This is a genomic window from Pseudarthrobacter enclensis, assembly GCF_030811655.1.
GTDB classification, from domain to species: Bacteria; Actinomycetota; Actinomycetes; order Actinomycetales; family Micrococcaceae; genus Arthrobacter; species Arthrobacter enclensis_A.
This window is the reverse complement of the sequence record NZ_JAUSRE010000002.1, coordinates 131,991-155,506: the sequence shown is the minus strand read 5'-3', so window position 1 is coordinate 155,506 and position 23,516 is coordinate 131,991. Positions and strand designations below refer to the sequence as shown.

Here is a 23,516-nt window from a genome sequence, read left to right as displayed (position 1 = left end):
CACGGCGAAACAGCTGTCCAGAGCCGGAGGTCCCCCGCGGACAAGGCCGGCGGCGCGGCGTCACGCCCCGTACACGGCAACGGCAGCGGCTTTGACCACGAAATGCACCGTCATGCCGGGGACAAGTCCCAGGTCTGCGGAGGCGGCGGGCGTGATGTCTGCGGCGAGGCTGCCGGCGCGGACGCGGACCTGGTCCCCGTGCGGCTCCAGGTCCGTGATGGTGACGGCGAACGAGTTCCGTGGGCTGCCGTGCGCGTCATCCAGGAACACGGAAACGGCCGACGGCGGGAACACGGCAACGCCTGGACCGCCCGGCGTGCACAACCGGGCTGAATCCCGGGAACCACCGGGGTCCTCTCCGTGGCCGGCGATTTGCAGGCCCTCTTCGGTGCGCACGCCCGCCCCCTGCAGTGTTCCGGGAACGAAGTTCAGTCCGGCGAGGCCGGCGGCGAAGGAGCTGCGCGGCCGCTCCAGCACCTCCCGCGTGGGGCCTTCCTCGGCGATCCTGCCGTTTTCCAGGATGACCACCCGGTCCGCGAGGATCAGCGCGTCCAGGACGTCGTGCGTGACGATGATGGCCTGCCGCCCTGCAAGGACCCGTTTGAAGAGGCGGCGCAGCAGCGGGGCGGAGTGGATGTCCAGTGCAGCCAGCGGTTCATCGAGCAGCAGCAGCGCAGGATCGGCAGCAAGCGCCCGGGCCACGGCAACGCGCTGGGCCTGGCCACCGGAGAGCTCGGCAGGGCGGCGGAGGGCGAGGTCTTCGGCCTCCACCTCGCTGAGCCAGCGCAGGGCCTGCTGCTTGGCCTCCCGTTTAGGCACTCCGGCGCTGCGGAGACCAAAGGCGACGTTGTCCACGGCACTCAGGTGCGGAAAGAGCAGGGGTTCCTGGGCGAGCAGGGCGGTTCCCCGGGCATGGGGCGGCGTCCAGGTGCGCTTTCCGCCGTCGAGGTCGAACAGGGTCCTGCCGTTGAGTTCGGCGCGACCGCCGTCCGGACTCAGCAGGCCGGCGACGCCGGACAAGAGCGTGGATTTCCCGGCTCCGTTGGGTCCCATCACGGCCACGGTTTCGCCGGGCCGGACCGTCAGTGAAACGTCGAAACCACGCGCGGCCACGGCTGCGTGGAATGAAAGCGTCACGGGACGTCCGCTCCTGCCGGTGCTGGCGCCGTGGTCCGTGATGCCGGGGCAGGACGAACCAGGGCGGGGCGCCGGTACGCGAGGGCCACCACTGCGACGGCCACGGCCACCAGCACCAGTGACAGGGCGACGGCGGCATCAGGGTCCGTCTCGCGCTGGAGGTAGATCTCCAGCGGCAGGGTCCGGGTGACCCCCTGCAGGCTCCCGGCGAACGTCAGCGTGGCACCAAATTCGCCCAGGCTCCGGGCGAACGACAGGACGGCGCCCGACGCAAGGCCCGGCAGGACGAGCGGCAGCGTGACGCGCCGGAAGACGGTGCCAGGGCGGGCGCCCAAGGTGGCTGCCACTGCCTCGTACCGCGAGCCTGAGGTCCGCAGCGCACCTTCGAGGCTCACCACCAGGAAGGGCAGCGCCACGAATGTCTGGGCAAGGACTACCGCCGTGGTGGAGAAAGCGATCTGCAGGCCAAGCACATCCAGCGTCTTCCCCAGCAGCCCCTGCCGGCCGAACGTGTACAGCAGCGCGATCCCGCCCACCACCGGGGGCAGCACCAGGGGCAGGAGCACCAGGGACCGCAGCAGGCCCTGCAGGCGGAACGTGTCCCGGGCCAGGACCAGCGCCAGCGGGACGCCGAGCACGACGCACAGCAGGGTGCTGGCCGCCGAGGTCCGCAGGCTCAGGCCGAGCGCCGTCTGCGACGGTTCCGACGTCACCAGCGGGATGAAGTGCGCCCAATCCACCTTCAGCACCATGGCCAGCAGCGGAAGCACGACGACGACGGCCGCCAGGACTGCAAGGACGCGGACCCAGCCCGGGATGCCGGAGTACGCCGGGACCCGGGTGCGCGTCTTCACCCGCTGCCGAGTGGCCACCCCTTTCCTTATCATTTGCCGCTTCCGCCAGGGGTGGCGGGCGGCCCGAATCCTGCCGCGGCGAGGACCTTTTGGCCCTCCGCGCCCGTGACCATGTTGATGAAGGCCTGTGCCGTGGCGCGGTTCCGGCCGTTGGCGACTCCGACAATCGGGTAGGTGTTGACCGCGCTCCCCGCTTCGGGGAACGCGATGCCTGCAACCCTGGACCCGGCGCCCTTGATGTCCGTGCCGTAGACCAGCCCGGCGTCGGCCTCCCCGGAGATGACCTTGCCCAGGACATCGGTGACCGCGTTTTCCTCGCTGACGGGATTCAGCATGACACCCGCCGCGGCCGCCGCCTTGGCTGCGGCGGCCCCGCAGGGGACCTGCCTGGCGCAGATGACCAGCCTGGTGCCCGGCCGGGCCAGGTCCTTCAGCGATTGGATACCGGACGGGTTGCCAGGGGGTACTGCGATGGCCAGGGTGTTGGTGGCGAAGTCCTTTGGCGCGCCGTCCGCGAGCCGTGCGTCTTCCACCTTCTGCATGTTGGCGGCGTCTGCCGAGGCAAAAACGTCCGCAGGGGCGCCCTGGCTGATCTGGCCGGCAAGGTCTGAAGACCCCGCGAAGCTCAACGTGACAGTGGTTCCCGGATTTTCGGCTTCGAAGCTCTGGGCGAGCTGGGTGAAGGTGGCTTTGAGGGAGGCTGCCGCGAAGACGGTGATGGTGCCACCCGGTGGGGAGCCGGCGCCGGTATTCGGGGCGCCGGTATTGGGGGAGCCGGCATCCGCGGCACACCCGCCGAGTGCCGCCGGAAGGAAGATGCCCAGGGCAAGCATGGCCGCGGCAAACCGCGGCTTCAGGATGGAAACATGCCGGGTCATGCGGTGGCCCTGCCCTTCGGGGACTCGATGATAACGGTGGTTGCCTTGACCACGGCGGTGGCCACGGAGCCCGGCTCAAGGCCCAGCTCGCGCACGGCCTCGCTGCTCATCAGCGAAACCACCCGGAAGGGCCCGCACTGCAGTTCCACCTGCGCCATGACTTTGTCCGTGATGACATTTGTTACCAGCCCCACGAACCTGTTCCGGGCGGAACTGCTGCCGTTTTTAGGATCATCGGGAAGCTGGGCCAGTTTCTGCGCCTGGGCGGCCAACTCCAGGCCGTCGACGGCGAGCCGGCCGCTGGGGTCGCGGAGCGCGGTGAGCGTTCCGTGCTCTGTCCAGCGGCGCACCGTATCGTCACTGACACCCAGGAACCGGGCGGCTTCGGAAACGCGGATAAGGGTCATGAGGTGATACTAGTCCGCAGATGCGGCAGCGGACACTGCATTGAGACGCACATGAAGATGCGGGCCACCTGCGGATGCCCGGCCGGCGAAAAGACCGACGGCACTAGACTCCTTCCATGGCCATCTACATCGACCCGCCACTGTGGCCTGCACACGGAACGCACTTTTCGCACCTTGTCTCGGATGCATCGCTGGACGAGCTGCACATGTTCGCCGCCGCAGCGGGGATCCCCGAGCGGGCGTTCGACGGCGACCATTACGACGTGCCGGAACGACGCTTTGACGACCTGGTGGCGGCCGGCGCGGTCTCCGTGGAGGCACGGGTGCTGGTCCGCAAGCTCATTGCCAGTGGCCTGCGGATCCCGGCCCGCCGGCGGAACAAGTCTCTGAAGGTGCCCCTGCTGAACCGCTGGGAAGCCATCATGCCCGGCCACGACGCGCTCTTCCTGGACCTGCTGGACCGGTGGAGCGAACCCCACCGCCACTACCACGGGAGCACCCACCTGCTCTCCGTGCTGGAGGCGCTGGACCTGCTGGCGGAGCCGAATGAGCCACCGCGCACCGTCCTGCTGGCGGCCTGGTTCCACGACGCCGTGTACCGCGGCGCAGCCGGCCGCGACGAGGAGGAATCGGCCCGGCTTGCCGAAGAACGCCTCGCCGACGCCGGCCTGCCGGAGGCAGAAGTGGCGGAAACGGCGCGGCTGGTGCGCCTCACCTCGGACCACCGCGCCGGACCGGGCGACCACGACGGCGCGCTCCTGTGCGACGCGGACCTTTCAATCCTTGGCACCGGGCCGGACGAGTACGCCCGCTACGTAGCCGCGGTGCGGAAAGACTACGCGCACATCGGTGACGCCGACTTCGCGGCCGGCCGGGCCGCCGTCGTGCGCCACCTGCTGGAACTGGACCCGCTGTTCCACCACCGGCGCGCCCGGGAACTGTGGCTGGACGCCGCGCACCGCAACCTGAACGGCGAGCTTGCCTGAACGCCCGCGGGGCAAAGATTCAGGCAGCTGGCGCACACCCGATAGTGGCACCGATGGCAACGCGTTCCGGGCCCCGGGCGGACGGGCCTAGCGGTACGTCCTGACGGGGTAGGTCCTGGCAAACGGCGTATTGCTGGGCACGATCTGCTTGCCGAGCGGCATCAGGGACACCGGGATGAGCTTGAGGTTGGCGATGGCCAGCGGAATGCCAACGATCGTCACGGCCATGGCGAACGCTGTCACCACGTGCCCGATCGCGATCCAGATCCCGGCCACCAACAGCCAGATCACGTTGCCCAGCAACGAAAAGACTCCGGTGCCGCCGGGCTTGTCCACCACCATCCGGCCAAACGGCCACAGGGTGTAGGCGGCGATGCGGAACGAGGCAATGCCCCACGGAATGGTGACGATCAGCAGGCAGCACACCACGCCCGCCAGGAAATAGCCCAGTGCAAGCCACAGGCCGCCGAAAACCAGCCAGATGATGTTCAGGAGTGTCTTCATGCACCCATTCTGCCCCCACCCCTCCGACAAAAACGTGGGGGACTCCCCTGATCCTGCCCTGAACCTGCTCCCTTGCGCTGGTAAGGGCGGCAGGCGGCCCCTAGACTGTGGCGGCCGCTTTGGCGGCGTGCACGAAGGCACGGATCTTTGCCGGGTCCTTCACGCCGCGGGACGCTTCAACGCCCGAGGAAACGTCCACACCCCAGGCGTGTGCGGCGGCTGCTGCCGCTCCCACGTTGGCAGCGTCGAGGCCGCCGGCAAGCACCCAATGCCGCCCCTGGAGCACGGGCAGGGCTGCAACGGAGGCATAATCCCAGGACTCCCCCGAGCCCGGCACCGCGGCATCAATCAGGAGCAGGTCCTCGCCCCAGTCCTCGAACTCATCCTGGGCGGCACCCATGGTGATGGCCCTGACCAGCTTCATGCCGGCGTCGTGCACTGTTGCAACGTCGCCGCGGGACCGCGTGCCATGCAACTGGATCCAGTGCAAGCCCGCAGCCCGGGCGATGGCGATGGCGTCAGCCACGGGCTCGTCGCGGAACACTCCGATCGGGGAGACATCAGCGGGGACTGCCGCCAGCAGGGAGGCCGCCTGCGACGGCGAGACAACACGGGGGCTGGCGGTGAGGACAAACCCCACGGCGTCCGCCCCGGCATCCACGGCTTCGCGCACCGACTCGGGCGTGCTGAGACCACACACTTTGACGAACATTCCCGGCTCCTTCAGGCTGTTTTCGCGTTGACCCCCCGCAGGAGAGTAGCAGGGACTCGGCCCAACTGCGACGCCGGCCACACGGGGAACTAGGCTGGGCTGATGCAGATCATCCGCTTCGCAGAGCTCAAGGCCGAACCGTGGCGCAACGGCGGCGGCGTGACCCGGGAAATCGCACGCCAGGCATCCGAAGACGGCGGCTGGAACTGGCGGGTGAGCATCGCGGACGTGGCGAAGGCGGGTGACTTCTCTGTCTTCCCCGGCATGGAGCGCGTGCTGACGGTCATCGAAGGCGAACTGCTGGTCCTCACCGTGGACGGCGCCGGGCACGCGATGGAAAAGTACCGCCCGTTCCGGTTTGATGGCGGCGCCGCCACGTCAGCGGAGCTGCCTACGGGGGACATCAGGGACCTCAATGTCATTACCCGCGCGGCCGCATGCAAGGGCTACACCTCCATCATCGAGCTGTCCAAAAAGCGGGCCCACCCTCTCTTCGAAGGGCAGCTGGGGGTGCTGCTCCAGGGGCAGGCCGTGGCCAGCGAAGCCGGTGCGGAGCCGGTGGACCTGGGCCGGTACGACGCAGTGACCGGTTCGGACGAGGACTCCCCTGAGATCCTGGGGCGCGGCTTCCTGGCCGTCGTGTCGGTCGATCCGGTCGAATCCACGCCGTAGGCATCAGCGGGTGGTGAGGTTGGGCACCAACGCTGGCAGCCCGTCGCCGCGCCTTGCTATTTTGGAAACCAAGGCTCCGCACCCGAGCCTCCGGACGACGGTTCAGTACCCGGTACGCGACAAGACTGGCCAAAGGAACCGGTCATGTCGTGGTTAATCCTCGTTCTTTCGGGAGCGCTCGAGGCCGTGTGGGCAGCTGCCCTGCACCGGGCCTTCCAGGCCTCCGGACGCCGCCGCCTCGTTCCTGCCGCCGTGTTCCTCGTCGCCGTTGCGGCAAGCACGGGCGGCCTTGCCGCCGCAATGCAGTCAATTCCCACAGGGACCGCATACGCGGTGTGGGTGGGCGTGGGCGTTGTGCTCACCTCGGCCTACGCCATGGCCACCAGGGTGGAACGCCCGACGGCGGCGCGCCTGTTCCTGCTGTCCGGCATCGCCGCGTGCGTGGTTGGCCTGAAGGTGGTGGCGTGATGGTGCCGCGCACCCTTCCGTGGCTGGTGCTGTTGGCGTCCGCTGTCCTGGAGGCCGTCTGGGCCACGGCCCTGGGCCTGTCCGACGGTTTGAGCAGGCCGCTGCCCACCGCCGTCTTCGCCGTCACCGCCGCCCTCAGCATGCTGGGGCTGGGCATGGCCATCCGCAGGATTCCCCTGGGCACCGCCTACGCCATCTGGGTGGGCATCGGCGCCGCGCTGACGGTGGGCTGGGCCATGGCCACCGGGGCGGAACCTTTCAGCACCGTCAAACTGTTCTTCATCGCGGGCATCGTGGGCTGCGCGGCGGGACTCAAGGCACTGCCGGCCGGAGATAACGCTCCGGCTGCGCGCAGCAGTGACTAGGCTTTTGCCATGGACTCCCCCGAGATCACGCAGGCAGTGGACGCGCTGCGCCACCGGTTGGCGCCGGGGACGCGCGTGATCATCGGCATTGCCGGCGCGCCGGGGTCCGGAAAGTCCACCTTCGCCGCCTGGCTGCAGGGACAGTTCAGCCCCGGGGCATCCGTAATAGTACCGATGGACGGGTTCCACCTGGGCAACGCAATTATTGACGGCACCCCGCTGCGGCAACGCAAAGGTGCCATCGATACGTTCGACGGCGGCGGCTACCTTGCGCTGCTGCGCCGCCTGGTGCGTCGGGACGAGGACGTGGTGTACGCGCCGGAGTTCCGCCGCACCATTGATGAGCCCGTGGCGGCCTCCATCGCCGTCCCCGCCGACGTTCCGCTGGTAATCACGGAGGGCAATTACCTGCTGGCGGAGCAGGGGCCATGGAAGGAAGTGCGCGCCCAGCTGGACGAGGTGTGGTTCCTGGAAACCCCGCCTGCGCTCCGGCTGCAGAGGCTGGCAGACCGGCATGTGTCGTTCGGGATGGACCGGGAAGCAGCGGTCGCCTGGGCGAACGGACCGGATGAGGCCAACGCCCGGTTGATCCAGGCCACCCGGCCGGCAGCCCACCGCATCATCCCCTGGCTGTAATTTTCAAAGCAGGAATCGACACAGGAGCACCCATGGCAAACGCACCCACGGACCGCAGCGGCACCGGACCCGGCAGCACCGTCCAGCTCGGCGACGGATTCACCGTCAGCCGCCTCGGCTTTGGGGGCATGGCCCTCACCCCCGTTTACGGCGAGGTGGATCCCGCCGAAGCACTGCGCACGCTGCACCACGCCGTTGACGCCGGCGTCAGCTTCATCGACACTGCGGACATTTACGGCGGCGGCAGCAATGAGGAGCTGATCTCCCAACTGCTCAAGGAACGGCGGGACGAGGTGCAGCTCGCCACCAAGTTCGCGCTGGTGGGCACCCCAACAGACGGTTACACGGACATCCGCGGCGACGCCGGGTACGTCCGCCAGGCCGTGGAACGGAGCCTGCAGCGGCTCGGCACGGACGTGATCGACCTCTATTACATGCACCGCCGCGACGTCCGCGTGCCCATCGAGGAAACCGTGGGGGCCATGGCCGAACTGGTGAAGCAGGGAAAGGTCAAGCATCTTGGCCTGTCCGAAGTGACGGCGCAGGAACTGCAGGACGCGTCGGCGGTCCACCCGATCGCCGCCGTCCAGAGCGAATGGTCCATCTGGAGCCGCGACGTGGAACGCAACGTGGTACCCGCCGCAGCCGCACTGGGCGTGGGCTTCGTCCCCTACTCCCCGCTTGGCCGCGGTTTCCTCACGGGCACCGTTGACACGGCAAGCCTTGGCGCGAAGGACTTCCGCCGGAACATCCCGCGCTTCTCCCCCGACGCCGCCAGCGCCAACCAGGCCGTCGTGGATGCCGTCAGGTCCGTGGCGGACCAGCTCAACGCCACGCCGGCGCAGGTGGCCCTCGCCTGGCTGTTCGCCCAGGGCAGCCGGCTCGGCCTGCCGGTCGTCCCCATCCCGGGCACCCGCAAAGCCGCCCGCATCGACGAGAACCTCGGCGCGCTGGCCCTGGACCTCACCCCCGCCCACCTGGAGGTCCTCGACGCGGCCTCGGACGCCGTCGTCGGATCCCGTTCCGCGAACCCCACGTGGGTGTCCGAAGGACGGGAATAAGCGCATTGCCGACGCCCGACAGTTTCCACCCCAACCCAAGGAGCACCATGCCTGCCATCGTCCACTTCGAAGTCCGTGTCGATCCGGCCCGCCGCGACGACGCCGCCAAGTACCTCTCCGAAACCCTTGCCGCCACCCGGGCATGGCCCGGCAACCAGGGCATCGAAGCGCTGGTTGATGACGCGGACCCCTGCCACATCCTGGTGGTGGAAACCTGGGCAACCACGCAGGACCACGACGACTACGCGGCGTGGCGGAAGACGCCGGAAGGCAAAAGCGGGCTCCATGAGATCCTCGCCGCCCCGCCGTCCAAGCAGGTCTACTCGACCACCATGCCGCTCGACCTGCAGCCCTCCCTGGACTGAAGCCCATGGACTCACTTCTTTACGACCTGCCGGCGCTCACCATCCGCAGCATCTCCGTCAGCCAGATGGATAACAACGTGTACCTGCTGACCGCCAAGGAAAGCGGCGCGCAGCTGCTCATTGATGCCGCAGACGACCTTGCCGCCATCCGGCAGCTGCTGGCCGACGGTTCCGCGGACACCGGCGCCGAGGCACACCTTGCCCTGATCGCCACTACGCACCAGCACTGGGACCACGTGCGGGCGCTGAAGGAGCTGGTGGAGGCAACTTCCGCTCCAACCGCCGCCGGGGCCGACGACGCCGATGCGTTGCCTGTTCCGGTGGAACGGCGGCTTGGGCACGGGGACAAGGTAGCCGTGGACGGCTTTGAGCTGGCGGCCGTGCACCTGCGCGGCCACACCCCCGGCTCCATCGCCTTCGTCTACGAGGACCCGGAAGGCCCGGCGCACATCTTCTCCGGAGACTCGCTGTTCCCCGGCGGGGTGGGCAATACGCAGAAGGATCCGGGGCGGTTCACCCAGCTCCTGTCCGACGTCACCGGGCGGTTGTTCGACGCTTACCCGGACACCGCGATCGTGCATCCCGGCCACGGCAAGCCCACCACCCTGGGGGCCGAGCGGCCGCACCTTGGCGAATGGCGGGCCCGTGGCTGGTAGCCGGGGTCCGGAAGATTCATGAAGGACATTGCTGTCGGCACCGAACCCCAGGACAAGGGGCTGCCGGCTGCGGAGCCCATGCCGGATACCGCCCAACGTTATCGGCGGGGAATGCTTGTGGGAACGCTGGCCACGGCAGGGATCGCCATCGCGGTCCTCAGCTGGGCCAAGTGGTACCCCTATGCCCTCAAGATCCCGGTGGTGGCCGGCAGCCACTCGCTGGGCAACTCCATCCTGTCCGGCAAGGCAAGCGCGCCGCCGCCCCCGTCCTGGAACACTGCCCTTGAGTACAGCCTCGGTTACCTGGGGTCGATCTGGCAGGCGCTCGTGGCCGGCTTGCTCGTGGCCGCGGCGGTAGAGGCGTTCCTTCCGGCCCGTCGGCTGCTCGCGCTGTTCCAGGCCAGGCGCGGACCGGCGGCAAGCACGGTCTGCGGCGGACTTCTGTCGATGACGTCAATGATGTGCACGTGCTGCGCGGCACCTGTGGCTTTGAACGTCCGCCGCAGAGGGGTTCCAGTCAGCTCCGCGCTCGCGTACTGGCTGGGGAACCCGGTGCTTAATCCGGCTGCCCTGGCGTTCATGGCCTTTGTGCTGCCTTGGCAGTTCGTCGCGGTGCGTGTTGGCACGGGGGTGGTCCTTGTTTTCGGCGTCACGCTGCTGGTGGGCCGCCTGGCGAAAGAGACCCGGGTGGCCGAACCGGAGGAGGACGTCGCCGAAACCGGAACTGCCGCCGGCGCTGTTGGCAGGTTCACCAAGGCCCTGGCCAGGTTGGCGGTGCGCCTCCTGCCGGAGTATGCGGTGGTTGTGATGCTGCTTGGCGGCTTCCGGGGCTGGCTGTTCCCTGAGGCCGGCGCACTCGCCTCGTGGGGCGTCGCCGCAGCCGTCCTGCTCGCCGTCGGCGGAACCCTGTTCGTGATTCCGACCGCGGCGGAAATTCCAATCATCGGCGCCTTGATGGCCGCAGGGGTGGGAATGGGTCCCCTGGGAGCGCTGGTGCTGACCCTCCCGGCCCTCAGCCTGCCGTCCATGCTCATGGTCCGCAGGGCTTTCCCCGGCCGGGTGATCGTTGCCATCGGGTTCGCCGTCATGGGCATGGGCCTGGTGGGCGCGCTCGCCATGACCGCACTGACGTGATCAGGACCGGCCATGGCCACGACCGCGGCTGGCAGCTGTCAAAAAAATGAGTGGGCCCGCACCCGCGGGAAGCTGGTGTGGGCCCACTCTTTGCATCTTTGCCGGCGGCTACCGGCCGCGGCGCTCGTTGGATGCGGGAGCCGAAGCACGGCGCGGGCCGCTGCGGGCGGGCCGGCCGGAACCACCGGTACCTGAGCCGCCGTTACCGGAACCGTAGGAGCCGCCGGAGGTGCCGCCGGTGTTGGAGGACCATACGGCCTTGCTGCCGCCGGCGCCTGACGAACGCTGACCGGAGGCACCTGCCGCTGCACGCTGGCCGGTTGCCGGGCGCCCGCCGCGCTGGCCACCGCCGGACGCCGGGCGTCCGCCTGAGGCCGGACGGCCGGAGCCGCCGCGCGGGGCGTCGCTGCGGGTGATCCGGGAATCGCCCCGGCCCTCTGCTGCACGGCCGTCGGAACCGCGGCCGGCCGATGAGCGGCCACCTGCTGCGGGGACGTCGTTGCGGTGGGTCGAGGCGGTGCCGCGGCCGCGGGCATTGCGGCGGGCGGCCGCGGCTGCAACAGCGCGGTCCTCGTTCTGCTCTGCGTTGCGGTCGAAGGCGGCGCGGGCTTCGGTCCGGCCTTCGAAAGCTGCTGCGCGGCGTTCTGCGCGGGGGGCGTCACTGCGGGCGGGCTCGGCCGAAACCTTGCCACGGCCACCGCGGCCGCCACGGCCACCGGCACTCGGCGCAGCCTGGCGGCGTGCGCGCTTGCGCTCCGCGTTGGCGCCGGTGGAGGTGCCGCCGCCCTGCCTGGGTGCCTTGGCAGCCAGCAGTGCAGCGCGGGTGCGCGGATCAACCTTCTCAGCGATCTCGCCCACGAGCTCGGCAACGATCGGGGAGCTGGCGGTGACGCGCTCGAAGCTGACGTCCACGCCGGCAGCCTTCATGAGCTTCTTGACGTCGCTCTGCTGCTCAGGAAGGGTCAGCGTGACCACGGTGCCGTCGGAACCGGCACGCGCGGTGCGCCCGGAGCGGTGCAGGTACGCCTTGTGCTCGGTGGGCGGGTCCACGTGGATGACCAGTTCGACGTCGTCGACGTGCACACCGCGGGCGGCAACGTCGGTGGCCACCAGGACGCGGACGTCGCCGTTGGAGAACTCGGCGAGGTTCCTGTCACGGGCGTTCTGCGACAGGTTGCCGTGCAGGTCCACGGCGGGGATGCCGGCGTCGGTCAGCGTCTTGGCCAGCTTGCGGGCGTGGTGCTTGGTCCGCATGAACAGGACGCGGCGTCCGGCGCCGGAGGCGAGCTCCACGATCAGCTGCTTCTTGACCGTCTGGTCGTTGACCACCAGCACGTGGTGCTCCATGGTGGTCACCGCTGCCTGCGGGTCGTCCACGGAGTGCGTGAGCGGGTTGGACAGGTAGCGCTGGACGATCTTGTCCACGCCGTTGTCCAGGGTGGCGGAGAAGAGCAGGCGCTGGCCCTGGCTGGGGGTCATGTCCATGAGCTTCTTCACCACGGGCAGGAAGCCGAGGTCGGCCATGTGGTCGGCCTCGTCAAGGACTGTGATCTCGACGGCCTCAAGGGTGAGGATGCGCTGGCGGATCAGGTCCTCCAGGCGGCCGGGGCAGGCGATGACAATGTCGACGCCGGCGCGCAGCGCCTTCTCCTGCCGGGCCTGCGAAATGCCGCCGTAGATCACGGTGGTGTTCAGGCCGGCGGCCTTGGCCAGCGGCTCGATGGTGGCGTTGATCTGGGTTGCCAGTTCACGGGTGGGCGCCAGGACCAGGCCCATGGGGCGGCCGGGCTTGCGGAAGTGCTTGGCTTCCCGCTCAGCGAGTCTTGCTACAAGCGGGATGGCGAAAGCGATGGTCTTACCGGATCCGGTCCGGCCGCGGCCCAGGACGTCACGCCCGGACAGCGTGTCCGGAAGGGTCTTCACCTGGATGGGGAACGGTTCAACGATTCCCTGCGCGGAGAGTGTGTCTGCAAGTGCCTTGGGAGTACCGAGGGCAGCAAAAGTAGTCATGTAGTTTTTACGGTCTTTCTGGCGGTATCCGGGCGGATATCGGCCCCCGAATCCGGTTGGACCGGGGGTTTCGCCGAAGAAAAGTCAGGTGGTCAACCGGGCGCTGTAAATAGGACAGCCGGCCGGGACCAAATGGAACGCGTTCATCGACGCAGGATGTGCCTCTCACATGAAAAAAGCCCACTCCCTGGAAGGAACTCCAGATCCGGAGCAGGCGGCATCACTGCACATCAAGTTCCTCCAGTCTAGCATCCCGCAGCCGGGCACCGGTTTCCGCCGTTGCCTTCGACGGCCGGGCGGGGCAGTGTTGACGCATGAGCGAACACCCCGGGCAGCAACAGGACACGCAACAGCATGGACCACACGATGGACCGGACGGGCAACAGGCTCACGACGGCGGCGGCCAGGAAGGGGCCGGCGGCAGCATGGGCGCCGCAGCAGTCTGGGACGAGCGGTACCGCAGCAAGACCAGGCTCTGGAGCGGTAAGCCCAACCCCCAGCTGGTACGTGAAGCCGGCGGGCTGCGTCCGGGAAAGGCGCTCGACCTGGGCTGCGGCGAAGGTGCCGACGCCATCTGGCTTGCGCGGCAAGGCTGGTCGGTGACCGCCGTCGACGTGTCCGCCGTCGCCCTTGAACGGGCGCATTCGCATGAACTGGCGGAACTGGCGCGGGAACGCGTGCACGCCTCCAGCGCGGACATCGGCGGCCGGATCAGCTGGCAGCTGGCGGACCTGGCCCAGTGGCAGCCGAAGGCTTCCTACGACCTGGTCACGTCCCAGTTCCTGCACTCCCAGGAGCTCGACTGGCGGATCCCGCTGAGGGGGGCCGCGGGCGCCGTCAAGCCCGGCGGCACCCTGCTGGTGGTGGGCCATCACCCGGACCAGCTGCCGCCCTGGGGCGCCGACCTCCATCAGCATCGCAACATGCTTTACACGGGTGGGCAGCTGGTGCGCGAGCTCGGGCTGGACGGCGGCGACTGGCAGATCGAGGTCCTCACCAACCGGGAACGGCCGGTGACGGGGCCGGACGGCCAGGAAGCGGTCATCGCCGACGTCGTCCTGCGCGCCACCCGCCTCGCCTGACCGCCTCAGGCCTTGCCGGCGATGACCCTCGGCGCCACCAGTGCCGCGGCCACCCCGATGGCCGCGGTGAAGGCGAACACGCCGGCGAAGGACTGGACCGCCGTCGTAAATGCTGCGAAGACAATCCCGGTGGTGGCCAGGGACAGCGCCCCGCCCAGGGAGTCTGAAATGGACATGGCGGAGCTGTTGAAGCCCTCGTTTTCCTTGGTGGACAGCGCCAGGGTCATCACGCTCAGGCGCGGGTAGAGCAGGCCCATTCCGCCGCCGGCCAGCACCCACCCGGCGATCGCGACGGCCGCCGGCCAATGCAGCGCCGTGGTGGCAAGGGCCAGGAGCACTGCCGCGAGGACCATGAGCGCCCCGCCCTGCACTGCGCTCCGGTGCGGCAGCCGGGAACCCAGCCGGCCCTGCACCGCTGCGGCGCCGGCCCAGGCGAGCGCTCCCCCGGTCAGGGTCAGGCCCGCGAGTGTGGGCGGGAACGCGAACTGGTCAATCAGCAGGTACGGAAGGTACACCTCCGCACCGAAGAAGGACGCGGACGCGAGCCCGCGCGCCAGGATCACGCTGGGGAGCCCGCGGCGGGCGGCGAGGGTGCCGGCGGGAACCAGAGGCCGGACGGCCACCAGTGCAAGCACGACGGCGGCGCACGCCAGCAGCGCCGTGGCCGCCGGCATTGCCGGGATGCTGACATCCGCGGAGAGGTTGAGCCCCAGCACCGCGACCGCGGCGAGCGCCGCCCACCCGAGCCGGCGGATGGCCCAGGGCGGCTCAGCAGCCCGTGCCCGGCCAACGTCTTCAGGCTCATCCAGGCCGCGCAGGACCGGCACGACCATCACCAGCGCGGGAATGACCAGCCCCACCACGCCCAGGAACACCCAGTGCCAACTGAAGACCTGGGCCACCACGCCGGCGGCGAAGGGTCCCACGAGTGACGGAACCACCCAGGCGGCGGAAAACGCCGCAAAAATCCGGGGGTGCAGCGGTCCGGGAAAGAACCGGGCCACCAGCACGTAGAGCGCCACGGTGAGGGCGCCGCCGCCGAGCCCCTGGACCAGGCGGCCCGAGACGAGCATGGGCATGGAAACCGAAGTTCCAGCGATCAGCAGGCCCAGAACGAACAATGCCACCGAGGCGTACAGCGGCATGGCAGGCCCGCGCCGGTCGGACCAGTTCCCGGCGCCCACCATGCCGATGACCCCTGTGGCCATCGGCCCGGCGAAGGCCAGGGCATAGAGGCTTCCGCCGTTCAGTTCCCGGCTGACCAGGGGCATGATGGTGGTGACGGCAAGGGATTCGAAGGCGGAGAGGAATACCAGGGCGCAGGTCCCCACGGTCACCCAGATGTACGGGGGCCGGAAGATCCCGGTGGCCTGGTGCGCGGCCGGGAGCGTGGAGTCCTGCACGGCTTTTCCTAACCCACGAACCGGTCCCGGCCGGACCTGTAGCCGAAGACCGCAGCGAGCAGGCCCACCACCATGAACAGGACGCCCGCAGGAACGAACGACCCCGTGGCCTGGTGCAGCTGCCCCACCATGAGGGTGCCCGTGGAGCCCACCCCGTAGCCGACTCCCTGCATCATGCCGGACAGGTGGGCCGCAGTATGCCCGTCCCGGGTCCGCAGCATGATCAGGGTCAGGGCGCAGGCGGTGAGGCTGCCCTGGCCCAGGCCCAGCAGGCCGGCCCACACCCAGATCAGGTTGAGCGGACCGAGGATGCTGAGCACGAAGCCGCTACCGGTCATCAGCGCCACCACGGTGTTGATGGTGCGCTGGTCCTGGAACCTCGCGGCCAGCGCAGGCGCGAACAGCGAGCCCAGCATCTGAAGCACGATGCAGCCGGCAACGATCAGTCCGGCGGTGGCCCCGTCAACACCCCTTTCGCGGAGGATGGGTGCCAGCCAGGCGAAACCGCTGAAGGACATCATGGCCTGCAGCACCATGAAGATGGTCACCTGCCAGGCGACCGGTGAACGCCACACATTGACTCCGTCCCGGACGGACTGGCGCCGGACAGTCCCCTGCCGCACGGCGACGGGAAGGAACAGCACAAGCACGACGGCGGCGGGAAGCGCCCACACCCACAGCGCCTTGGTCCACTCCCCCGTGGCCGTGTAGACCGGGTAGGTGAATCCGGCCCCCAGCGCCGCGGAGGCGCAGATTGCGGTGGTGTAGAGGCCGCCCATGAGGCCCAGCCGGTGCGGGAAGTCGCGTTTGACCAGGCCCGGGAGTAGGACGTTGCATAAAGCGATAGCTGCACCGCAGGCCGCTGTTCCCATCAGCAGGGCCGGCAGGTGTCCGGCAGCGCCCATCACGACCCCGGCATCCACGGGCCGCAGCAGCAGCCCGGCGGTCAGTAATGCCATGGCGCCCAGCAGCACCCGTTCCGCGCCGAACCGGCGGGCAAGCACCGGGGCCAGCGGCGCGAACACGCCCAGGAGTGTCACGGGAACGGTGGTCAGCACCACCACGGACCAGCCGGGCAGCCCGGCCTGCGATGTTACTTCCGGCAGGACCGCGGACAGGCTGGAGAAGACGCTGCGCAGGTTCAGGCCGATCAGGACCAGGCACACGCCCAGGTAGGCCAGGGCGCGCCGGCCGCCCACCCGGGTGGGCTCCGCCGCCGGCAGTTCATCGATCTCGGCATCGACCAGGGTGCTGGGGTCCACCAGGCTGCTGCCCGTCCGGGTCCTGCCCCCGGCGGTCCCCGAGTCGGCCGTGCGCCGCTGCTTCCCCGCTTCGGCATTCGTTGCGTCCATCATGCGCCCATTCTCGCAGGAGAGCCGGGGTGCGAAGTTTTCCACATGCGGCAACTGCACCCTGCCGGACCTCCGCGCAGATCCGTAGCTTTGGGGAAAGCGGCCCGGGTGGCCCCGCAACCGCGCCGAAACCTGCCGCTCGGCAGACAGACTGACACCGGAAGTAGAGGATCTCCATGGATTCACAGGAAACCGTTCCAGTTGATGAAAGACGCCCGGTCCTTCAATCGCCGGCGCCCAACACGCAAGGGTCCGGGAAGGCCGTGGCCAGCCTTATCCTGACGCTCCTTGCGCCCCTGAGCCTGTTTGTTACCCGCTTCTTTGCCGCTTTCGCGTTGCTGCTGACCTTCCCATACAACGGTCCTTCAAAGCTCCCGTGGGTGGCGCCCCTGGTTTTGTGGAGCATGCCGCTGGTCCTGGGACCATTTCCACGGGGTTGGCCATCTCTGTAGTCCGCAGCCCGCATCAGCAGGGGTTTGCCAAGGGTATGGCAACAGCATCACTGTGCGTGTCGGGGGCGGTCTTTGCCATCGGCCTCCTTCTCTCGGTCGGCTTCATGCAGATGATGCGGTGACAGGACTTTCGCGTCATGCTGATGCCGCCGTGAGGGCGGTTCCACCGTGCCCGCTTGGGACCGTGACCACTTGGGAAGGCGCAGCGGCGCTATTCTGGAAGGGATGAGCGAATCCCCCGAAAACCCCCAGCAGCCGCATGTCCCCAGGCCTGTCACGCCCGGAACCCAGGCCTCCTTCGGCACCTACGGAGGCCGCCCGGTCAGCTTCGTACGCCGCGGCACCCGGCTGCAGGGCCGCCGTCAGGCGGCCTGGGCTGAGCACGCCGAGCGGTGGGCAATCAACGTTCCGCGGCATGTAGCCAACACCTCGGTGCACCCCGACTACACTTTTGACGCCACGGCAGAGTTCGGCCGCCACGCCCCGCTCATCGTCGAAATCGGCTCGGGCCTGGGCGACGCGATTTGCCATGCAGCTGAGCAGAACCCGGACACGAATTTCCTGGCAGTGGAGGTCTACACTCCGGGGCTGGCCAACACCATCATCAAGATCAACAGCCGGGGCCTGGACAACGTGCGCGTGGTGGAGGCAAACGCTCCGGAAGTGCTGGCAACCATGCTGCCCGAGGGCTCTGTCAGCGAACTGTGGGTCTTCTTCCCGGATCCGTGGCACAAGTCGCGGCACCACAAGCGGCGCCTCATCCAGCCTGAGTTCGCGGAACTGGCGGCCCGGGCGCTGAAGCCGGGCGGCCTGTTCCGGATCGCCACCGACTGGTCCAACTATGCGGTCCACGTCAGGGACGTCATGGCAGGCTCAGAGGACTTCGAGAACCTGCACACCGGTGAGCGCCGGGGGCCGGAAAGTCCGTTGACGCAGGTGTGGCAGTCCGGCGTCGAATCCGTTGTGGGCGGGGCTCCCGTCCGCGAGGGGCGCGCTCCGGTCAGCACGGAACACACCGGCCCCAATGAAGGGGTGGACGAAACCGGTGGCTGGGCCCCGCGGTTCGAAGGCAGGATCAGGACCAGCTTCGAGGCAAAGGCCCACGAGGCGGGCCGGATGATTTTCGACCTCTGCTACCGCCGCCGCTGACCCGCTGAACCGCGGGCCGCCCGACGGGTGGGCCGTGGGCGCTAGCCCACGTTGATGGCGGCCACGATCTCCTTGAGCATGTCCAGCCTGGGCTCCGCCTCAGGGTTCAGGTACGGCCAGATCACCACCACGCCGATGAACCGGCCGCTCGCCCACACGCCTACTGTGGCTGCCACCTTTGCCGACCCTTCGGCGTCGTCATAACCCACAACCACGCCGTACGCGGACTTGCCGGGCAGGTTCAGCTCCCCCTCGGCCAGCAGTGTCCCGCCGCGCTCCTCGCGATAGAAATCCGACATCAGATGTGCCCATCCGTTGGCCTGCGGAGCATCCTGCACGGATGTGTCGTCCTTGATCACAGTGACCAGGACGCCGCCGAGCAGTCCGTACTGCTCGCTGTTGGGGCCGGCCGTGGAGTCGTCCAGGACCTGGGTGTGCTCGGGAAAGTCTGCGGTGAAGCCCAGCGGGGATTCGATGTGCACTGACATGGTTTCAGAGCCTCTCGAGCTTGGTGTCGTTGGGGACTTTATAGTACGTGGAGACGTTGGTGGTGGCCTGGTTCTCGGTGCTGACCTTGACCTCGCCCACCTTGACATCGAACCCTGCCTCATTGGAGGCAGTCACCACGGAGTTCACCTGGACGGTGGCGGAGCCGGCCTCGTACAGCCTGGCGGCGTCACGGGCGGCACCGGCGTCATTGCCCAGCGCAACGTTGCGCAGGTAGCTGTCGATCATGGGCCGGTTCTCCGGGGAGTATTCGACATCGATCTTGACGGTGCCCTGGGTTCCTGCCGTCACGGTGGAATCGAACTTCGCGGCTTCAGACTTCACGCCTGATGCGACGCCCTGGGCCATGGTCCCGTCCATCGACACGGACACAGAATGGATAGTGTTGGCCTGGTCCATGTTGACCCGCAGCCCGGCCTTGCCGGAAGCTTCAAAGACCCGGCCGTCCAGCTTGAGCTGGCCCTGCGCGGAGACCTCCCCACTGGCAGTGGAGGTGCCGTCCGTCAGGTTCCGCTCGTAGGCCAGATCCAGCTTGGCGCCCCCGGATGCCGTGCCGGACTCGCCCGACGCATCCAGCGAGAACGTTCCCTTGGCCTTGTCCGTCTGCCCGGTGGAACCGTTGTCCCTGGCGGCGTCGTTGATGGTGTCCAGGACGTACCCGGGAGGATTTCCTGCCACACCCTTGATTTCACCGATGGTGTCCGGCGGAAGGTCACGGTACATCTGCCCGCGGGCGGCCATGGCCTCCGCCAGGCTGGCGAACGTGTACTCGCGGGAGACCTCCCCGGTCATCGTGGCCCCCACGGTGCCGCTGGTGTCGTTGACGCCCAGGCCCAGGTTTCCATACACCTTAACGGTGGCGGAGCCGTCGGCGTTTTCCACCACTTCAGTTCCTACCTCGGCGCCGCCGTGGACCCAGGCGACCCGGGCTTCGATGGAGGCTTTGCCCGTCTCCGTGTAGATCGGGGTATCCGCCCTGGCCAGCTCCTGCAGGTGCTTCTTGGCCAACTCCTGCGCGGCTGCGGGGATACCACTGTCCATGCGCATGAGGTCGTCGGCGAAGGGACCGTCGGCGCCCTCGCCCTCAATCAGGTAGGTTCGGTCGGCGTCGGACAATCCGGCCCACCACTTTGCCTGTTCTGCCGGGGTGGCGTCGAGCATCCGGCCCAGCCCCGCTTCCAGCTCCCGGCGGTGTTCAGCGGCAGCCCGGGCGGCTTCGGCCTTTTCCTGGAACCACTCCCTGGCCTGCGAGGCCAGGGAGGTGAGCCGCTCCCAGGTGCTGGTGCCGGAGCCGCCGGTGCCGGCACTGGAGGCCTTCTCCTGCTCGTCGGCTTGCTTCATCAGGATCTTTGAGTTTTCCCGCAGGCTGGCAACCACTTTGTCCAGGCTGGGCCGGTGGCTGCCGCTCCATTCCTGGCGGAAGCGTTCCCCGTCCCGGCCCTTCCACGGCGCCGACTGGATCTGGCTGTGCAGGGAGCCGGCGCGGCTGCTCAGCAGGGACGCTGCCTGGTCCGCCGCTTTGGCCAGCGCCCGCAACTGGCTGATGTCTGCGCCGTAAAAAGTCATTGTTCCCCCGGGAAATGTGCGTACATGTCAATCGCTGGTCCTTATGGTTGCACAGGTGGTGTATCCGGACGATGGGCATCCCTCCCCATGGCCTGGGGATTGCCCGCAAACTGTTACCCACCCGGCCGGCGTGGGACGATTGGCCTTGTAGGAAGGGCACGCACGCCAGCGCATTACCGCGCCTGTCCAAAGGAAAGACGATCAAAGAAGAACTGAAGCAGGTTGTTGACAAGGCCGAGGATGTCACCAATTCCCGGGTCCTTGAGTTCCTGGCCCGGGCCGGGTTCGCGGTCAGCGGCATCCTGCACCTGCTGGTGGGTGCCATCGCCGTCCGGCTGGCCATGGGCGGCACCGGGCACGCCGATTTCAGCGGCGCCGTGGCCGAGCTGGCCACCATGCCCGTGGGTCCGTTCCTGCTGTGGGGAAGCTTCGCGGCCTGCTCGGCATTGTCGCTGTGGCAGGCCGGTGACGCGATTTTCGACTTCAACCACCAGGCCACCAAGAAGAAGGTCAAGAACAAGGCCAAGGCAGCCCTGCAGGCGATCGTCTATGGTGTCCTTGCCCTGACCCTGTGGCACTTCGCCATGGGTACCGGCACGGGCAACGACAATGGGAAGGCCACCAGTGACTTCACCATCTCCATGATGGGCGCGCCGGGCGGGGTGGCGGTGCTGGTCGTGATCGGCCTGGCAGTCGCCGTCACGGGCGTGGCCTACGGCATGCGGGGCCCGAAGCGGAGCTTTGAAAAGCAATTGCGGATGCCGGCGGCCGCTGCAGCCAAAAAGGCAGTGCTCTCGCTGGGTATTGCCGGGTACCTGGCCAAAGGCCTGGTGCTGCTGCTGACCGGGCTGCTCATCGTCATCGCCACCATCAAGGCTCACCCGGAGGACTCCACCGGCCTGGACGGCGGCCTGCGGGCCCTCCGTGACCAGCCTATGGGACCCTACCTGCTGGCCGCGGTGGGAGCGGGGCTGGTCTGCTACGGCGCGTACATGATCATGCGCGCCCGGCTGGCCAAAATGACCAGGTAACCGCCGGCAGCATGGTTAGGTGGGGCCATGCCCCAGGTACGCGCCGAACGCTTCATCCGCATCGATCCGGAGACTGCCTTCGCCTTCTCCCAGACCACAGGGGATCTCCGGCTCAAGAGGGAGCTGATGGCGGAGTTCAAGGCCCTGTAGGGGCTACGGAACGGTAATGACCGCCACCGCGTGCTGGGCGCCGTCACGCAGCTCCACACTGGAGATACTGCCCAGCTGGATGGGCGTTGCCCCGGTCACCTTGACCTTCCCGCTGGGGGTTGCGCTCCAGGCGCAGGCACGGTCCTCGCCGCCCGCGCGGTCCCGGACCCACAGCGACAACGTTCCTTCCGCCGGAAGGCTGCTACCGCTGACGGCAAGTTCGGTCCCCCAGGCCTTCCGCGCCATGTCGATGTTCACCTGCAGCCCTCCCCCGGATGCCACGGAGTAGGTGGCATCCGGCTGCGGCGGCCTGACCAGCAGCGGGCCGGCCGCCAGCCCCACGGCCAGGCAGGCGGCAGCGACGGCGCCTGCCAGCGCAACCCACCGCCGTCGCAGGGTCCGACGGCGGCGCGCCAGTTCATCGAAAAGGCGGGCGGGGACGGAGGGTGCCGTGGCACCGGCGGAGACGGCCGTAAGCGCCACGGCGTCGGCGGCGGGGAGGGCGTCCAGGAGGGCCGGCACCTTCTCCAGCACCGCCAGCTCCCTCCGGCAGCCGGCGCAGCCGTGAAGATGGGTCTCGAACAAGGTGACGTCCGAGGGGTCAAGGCCGCCCAGGACGTAGGCGCCCAGCAGGTGGTGCGGGTTGGTGCTCACCGTTCCACTCCCATTTCGTCCAGGATGGTGCGCAGTGCGCGGAGGGCGTAGTAGGCGCGTGACTTCACGGTGCCGCTGGGGATGTTGAGCTGGATGGCTGCTTCGTTGACCGTGAAACGGCGGTAATGCAGGGCCACCAGGACATCCCGGTGTTCCTTGCTCAGCCGCAGCAGCGCTTCCTCCATCAGCACCCGGTTCAGCAGCTCGTCAACGCGGCCCATCACCTCGACTGGATCTGCGGGGCTGCCCTCGAGGGTCTCCGGCGGCCGTCGCTGGCTCCGGCGGTAGTTGTCAATCATGATGTTCCTGGCTGTGCGGTACAAGTAGCTGCGGACGCTTCCGTTGACGTCCGGCGCATGCTGCCAGACGCGCAGCACGGTTTCCTGCACCACGTCCTCGGCAAGCTGGGGGTCGCGGGTGGCACTGAGCACGAACCGGCGCAGGGCACTGCCGTGTTCACGGTAGATGGCCTCCACCACGCTGTCGTCGAGCGGCATCCCACCCCTCCCGTCACTGCCCTGTCGCGAAGCCACTGCACTGTCCCGCAGTAACCCGTCCCGGCTCCGCGGAACGCCGCTGTTCCTTGCGGCCCGTGCTCCTGGCTGTAACCACGCACGGAGACGCGGAACGGTTCAATGGCCGGATCCTACCCGGCCTGTGAACCATTCTTCCCCGGACGGCGTGGTACGGAATAGCGTCCGGTGTTCCGATGCCCGACGCCTCCCGGGAATCAACCAGCCACAGAGTCGCACAGCCAAGGAGCACACCATGAAGCATCATCTCGGGGCAGGCCTTGCCATCCTGGCCCTGGCAGCAGCCCTTTCCGGTTGCGGCAGCAGCGCCGGCACCACGCCGGCAGCCACCAGTCCGGGGACCGCGGGCACGGCGGGTTCCAGCGCCGCCTCACCCCCTGCGGCGTCATCGAAGGCAAGTACCGCCGTCGACCTCAAAACGGCGTCCTCATCCGCTGGCAGCATTGTGGTGGATGCGAAGGGAATGAGCCTGTACTTCTTCACCAAGGACACCAAGGACTCCGGGACCAGCGCCTGCACGGGTTCCTGCCTGGTCCAGTGGCCGCCACTGACCACTGCCTCGGGTTCGCCGGCCGCAGAGGGAGTCACCGGAAAGCTGGGCACCATCAGCACCCCGGACGGCAAGAAGCAGGTGACCCTGAACGGCATGCCGCTGTATTACTTCGCCAAGGACACGAAGCCGGGCGACATCCTGGGCCAGGGCGTGGGCGGCGTGTGGTACCTGTCGGATCCGTCCGGAGCAATGATCAAAGCGGCCAACCAGGCGTACTAGGGCAGCTGCCCCGGGCACAC

26 protein-coding genes, 1 pseudogene and 1 riboswitch are annotated in these 23,516 nt (G+C 68.4%); of the genes and pseudogenes, 14 read left to right on the top strand and 13 right to left on the bottom strand.

The genetic code is table 11. The features are described 5' to 3' along the window. Positions 1–60 precede the first annotated feature (60 nt). Genes J2X98_RS02435 through J2X98_RS02420 form a run of 4 tightly spaced genes read right to left on the bottom strand, consistent with a single transcriptional unit; the run spans position 61 to position 3,276 of the window. Complete coding sequence (locus J2X98_RS02435; RefSeq protein WP_307303924.1) at positions 61–1,137, bottom strand: sulfate/molybdate ABC transporter ATP-binding protein; 1,077 nt, start codon at positions 1,135–1,137, stop codon at positions 61–63. Then, complete coding sequence (locus J2X98_RS02430) at positions 1,134–2,024, bottom strand: ABC transporter permease (protein ID WP_307303922.1); 891 nt, start codon at positions 2,022–2,024, stop codon at positions 1,134–1,136. The genes J2X98_RS02435 and J2X98_RS02430 overlap by 4 nt, the downstream gene beginning before the upstream one ends. Then, a complete protein-coding gene (modA, locus tag J2X98_RS02425) occupies positions 2,021–2,869 on the bottom strand; it encodes a molybdate ABC transporter substrate-binding protein (protein ID WP_307303920.1) in 849 nt (282 codons plus the stop codon). The genes J2X98_RS02430 and modA overlap by 4 nt, the downstream gene beginning before the upstream one ends. Continuing rightward, positions 2,866–3,276: a TOBE domain-containing protein gene (locus J2X98_RS02420; RefSeq protein ID WP_307303918.1), complete on the bottom strand. Its 411-nt coding sequence runs from the start codon at positions 3,274–3,276 to the stop codon at positions 2,866–2,868. The genes modA and J2X98_RS02420 overlap by 4 nt, the downstream gene beginning before the upstream one ends. Before the next feature lie 116 nt (positions 3,277–3,392). Between J2X98_RS02420 and J2X98_RS02415 the strand changes: the two genes are divergently transcribed. Continuing rightward, the gene (locus J2X98_RS02415) at positions 3,393–4,262 is read left to right on the top strand and encodes a DUF4031 domain-containing protein (protein ID WP_307303916.1); all 870 of its coding nucleotides are present in this window, start codon (positions 3,393–3,395) and stop codon (positions 4,260–4,262) included. A gap of 87 nt (positions 4,263–4,349) precedes the next feature. On the opposite strand, the gene J2X98_RS02410 is transcribed toward J2X98_RS02415, so the two are convergent. Both J2X98_RS02410 and J2X98_RS02405 read right to left on the bottom strand, forming a co-directional pair. Continuing rightward, entirely contained in the window at positions 4,350–4,766 is a 417-nt protein-coding gene (locus J2X98_RS02410) for a YccF domain-containing protein (protein WP_141945546.1), read from the bottom strand. A 100-nt stretch (positions 4,767–4,866) separates the two neighbouring features. Beyond that, entirely contained in the window at positions 4,867–5,478 is a 612-nt protein-coding gene (locus J2X98_RS02405; RefSeq protein ID WP_307303914.1) for a phosphoribosylanthranilate isomerase, read from the bottom strand. A 102-nt stretch (positions 5,479–5,580) separates the two neighbouring features. On the opposite strand from J2X98_RS02405, the gene J2X98_RS02400 reads away from it, so the two are divergent. From J2X98_RS02400 to J2X98_RS02365, 8 genes are all read left to right on the top strand, one after another. Next, positions 5,581–6,150: a HutD/Ves family protein gene (locus J2X98_RS02400; protein WP_141945542.1), complete on the top strand. Its 570-nt coding sequence runs from the start codon at positions 5,581–5,583 to the stop codon at positions 6,148–6,150. 68 nt (positions 6,151–6,218) lie between these two features. Continuing rightward, positions 6,219–6,284: riboswitch (guanidine-III (ykkC-III) riboswitch) on the top strand. Between the two features lie 10 nt (positions 6,285–6,294). Further along, positions 6,295–6,618 carry a DMT family transporter gene (locus tag J2X98_RS02395; protein ID WP_307303911.1) on the top strand — a complete coding sequence of 108 codons (324 nt, stop codon included), beginning with the start codon at positions 6,295–6,297 and terminating at the stop codon, positions 6,616–6,618. Next, positions 6,618–6,983, top strand: coding sequence for a DMT family transporter (locus J2X98_RS02390; protein WP_307303909.1), 366 nt, complete (start codon positions 6,618–6,620; stop codon positions 6,981–6,983). The genes J2X98_RS02395 and J2X98_RS02390 overlap by 1 nt, the downstream gene beginning before the upstream one ends. A 9-nt stretch (positions 6,984–6,992) precedes the next feature. Continuing rightward, entirely contained in the window at positions 6,993–7,619 is a 627-nt protein-coding gene (locus tag J2X98_RS02385) for a nucleoside/nucleotide kinase family protein (protein WP_307303907.1), read from the top strand. Positions 7,620–7,651: 32 nt separating this feature from the next. Then, positions 7,652–8,680 (top strand): aldo/keto reductase, encoded by a 1,029-nt coding sequence (locus tag J2X98_RS02380; RefSeq protein WP_307303905.1) that lies wholly within the window; start codon positions 7,652–7,654, stop codon positions 8,678–8,680. A gap of 47 nt (positions 8,681–8,727) precedes the next feature. Then, entirely contained in the window at positions 8,728–9,045 is a 318-nt protein-coding gene (locus tag J2X98_RS02375; RefSeq protein ID WP_141945531.1) for a putative quinol monooxygenase, read from the top strand. Positions 9,046–9,050: 5 nt separating this feature from the next. After that, a complete protein-coding gene (locus J2X98_RS02370) occupies positions 9,051–9,701 on the top strand; it encodes an MBL fold metallo-hydrolase (RefSeq protein WP_141945529.1) in 651 nt (216 codons plus the stop codon). A gap of 18 nt (positions 9,702–9,719) precedes the next feature. Then, complete coding sequence (locus tag J2X98_RS02365; RefSeq protein WP_307303903.1) at positions 9,720–10,835, top strand: permease; 1,116 nt, start codon at positions 9,720–9,722, stop codon at positions 10,833–10,835. A gap of 108 nt (positions 10,836–10,943) precedes the next feature. Here the strand turns inward: J2X98_RS02365 and J2X98_RS02360 are convergent, their stop codons facing one another. Further along, positions 10,944–12,845 carry a DEAD/DEAH box helicase gene (locus J2X98_RS02360; protein WP_307303901.1) on the bottom strand — a complete coding sequence of 634 codons (1,902 nt, stop codon included), beginning with the start codon at positions 12,843–12,845 and terminating at the stop codon, positions 10,944–10,946. A gap of 314 nt (positions 12,846–13,159) precedes the next feature. Here J2X98_RS02360 and J2X98_RS02355 point away from each other — a divergent pair, with 314 nt between their 5' ends. Then, positions 13,160–13,927 carry an SAM-dependent methyltransferase gene (locus J2X98_RS02355; protein WP_307303900.1) on the top strand — a complete coding sequence of 256 codons (768 nt, stop codon included), beginning with the start codon at positions 13,160–13,162 and terminating at the stop codon, positions 13,925–13,927. Positions 13,928–13,932: 5 nt separating this feature from the next. Here the strand turns inward: J2X98_RS02355 and J2X98_RS02350 are convergent, their stop codons facing one another. Continuing rightward, entirely contained in the window at positions 13,933–15,330 is a 1,398-nt protein-coding gene (locus J2X98_RS02350; RefSeq protein ID WP_307303899.1) for an MFS transporter, read from the bottom strand. A gap of 8 nt (positions 15,331–15,338) precedes the next feature. Further along, a complete protein-coding gene (locus tag J2X98_RS02345; RefSeq protein ID WP_307303897.1) occupies positions 15,339–16,685 on the bottom strand; it encodes an MFS transporter in 1,347 nt (448 codons plus the stop codon). A gap of 674 nt (positions 16,686–17,359) precedes the next feature. Here J2X98_RS02345 and trmB point away from each other — a divergent pair. After that, positions 17,360–18,283, top strand: a complete 924-nt coding sequence (trmB, locus tag J2X98_RS02340) for a tRNA (guanosine(46)-N7)-methyltransferase TrmB (RefSeq protein WP_307303895.1) — start codon at positions 17,360–17,362, stop codon at positions 18,281–18,283. Between the two features lie 41 nt (positions 18,284–18,324). Here the strand turns inward: trmB and J2X98_RS02335 are convergent, their stop codons facing one another. Next, the gene (locus tag J2X98_RS02335) at positions 18,325–18,771 is read right to left on the bottom strand and encodes a hypothetical protein (RefSeq protein WP_141945508.1); all 447 of its coding nucleotides are present in this window, start codon (positions 18,769–18,771) and stop codon (positions 18,325–18,327) included. A gap of 4 nt (positions 18,772–18,775) precedes the next feature. Next, positions 18,776–20,356, bottom strand: coding sequence for a hypothetical protein (locus tag J2X98_RS02330; protein ID WP_307303891.1), 1,581 nt, complete (start codon positions 20,354–20,356; stop codon positions 18,776–18,778). A 212-nt stretch (positions 20,357–20,568) separates the two neighbouring features. Here J2X98_RS02330 and J2X98_RS02325 point away from each other — a divergent pair, with 212 nt between their 5' ends. Beyond that, complete coding sequence (locus J2X98_RS02325; RefSeq protein ID WP_307304201.1) at positions 20,569–21,387, top strand: DUF1206 domain-containing protein; 819 nt, start codon at positions 20,569–20,571, stop codon at positions 21,385–21,387. A gap of 27 nt (positions 21,388–21,414) precedes the next feature. After that, positions 21,415–21,504 (top strand): annotated as a pseudogene (locus J2X98_RS02320) (SRPBCC family protein); the annotation flags it as partial. A 36-nt stretch (positions 21,505–21,540) separates the two neighbouring features. On the opposite strand, the gene J2X98_RS02315 reads toward J2X98_RS02320, so the two are convergent. Together J2X98_RS02315 and J2X98_RS02310 are read right to left on the bottom strand one after the other, a co-directional pair. Next, a complete protein-coding gene (locus J2X98_RS02315; RefSeq protein ID WP_141945498.1) occupies positions 21,541–22,191 on the bottom strand; it encodes an anti-sigma factor family protein in 651 nt (216 codons plus the stop codon). Continuing rightward, positions 22,188–22,688 (bottom strand): sigma-70 family RNA polymerase sigma factor, encoded by a 501-nt coding sequence (locus tag J2X98_RS02310; RefSeq protein ID WP_141945494.1) that lies wholly within the window; start codon positions 22,686–22,688, stop codon positions 22,188–22,190. The genes J2X98_RS02315 and J2X98_RS02310 overlap by 4 nt, the downstream gene beginning before the upstream one ends. A gap of 271 nt (positions 22,689–22,959) precedes the next feature. On the opposite strand from J2X98_RS02310, the gene J2X98_RS02305 reads away from it, so the two are divergent. After that, a complete protein-coding gene (locus J2X98_RS02305) occupies positions 22,960–23,496 on the top strand; it encodes a COG4315 family predicted lipoprotein (RefSeq protein WP_141945491.1) in 537 nt (178 codons plus the stop codon). The last annotated feature ends 20 nt before the right edge of the window (positions 23,497–23,516 follow it).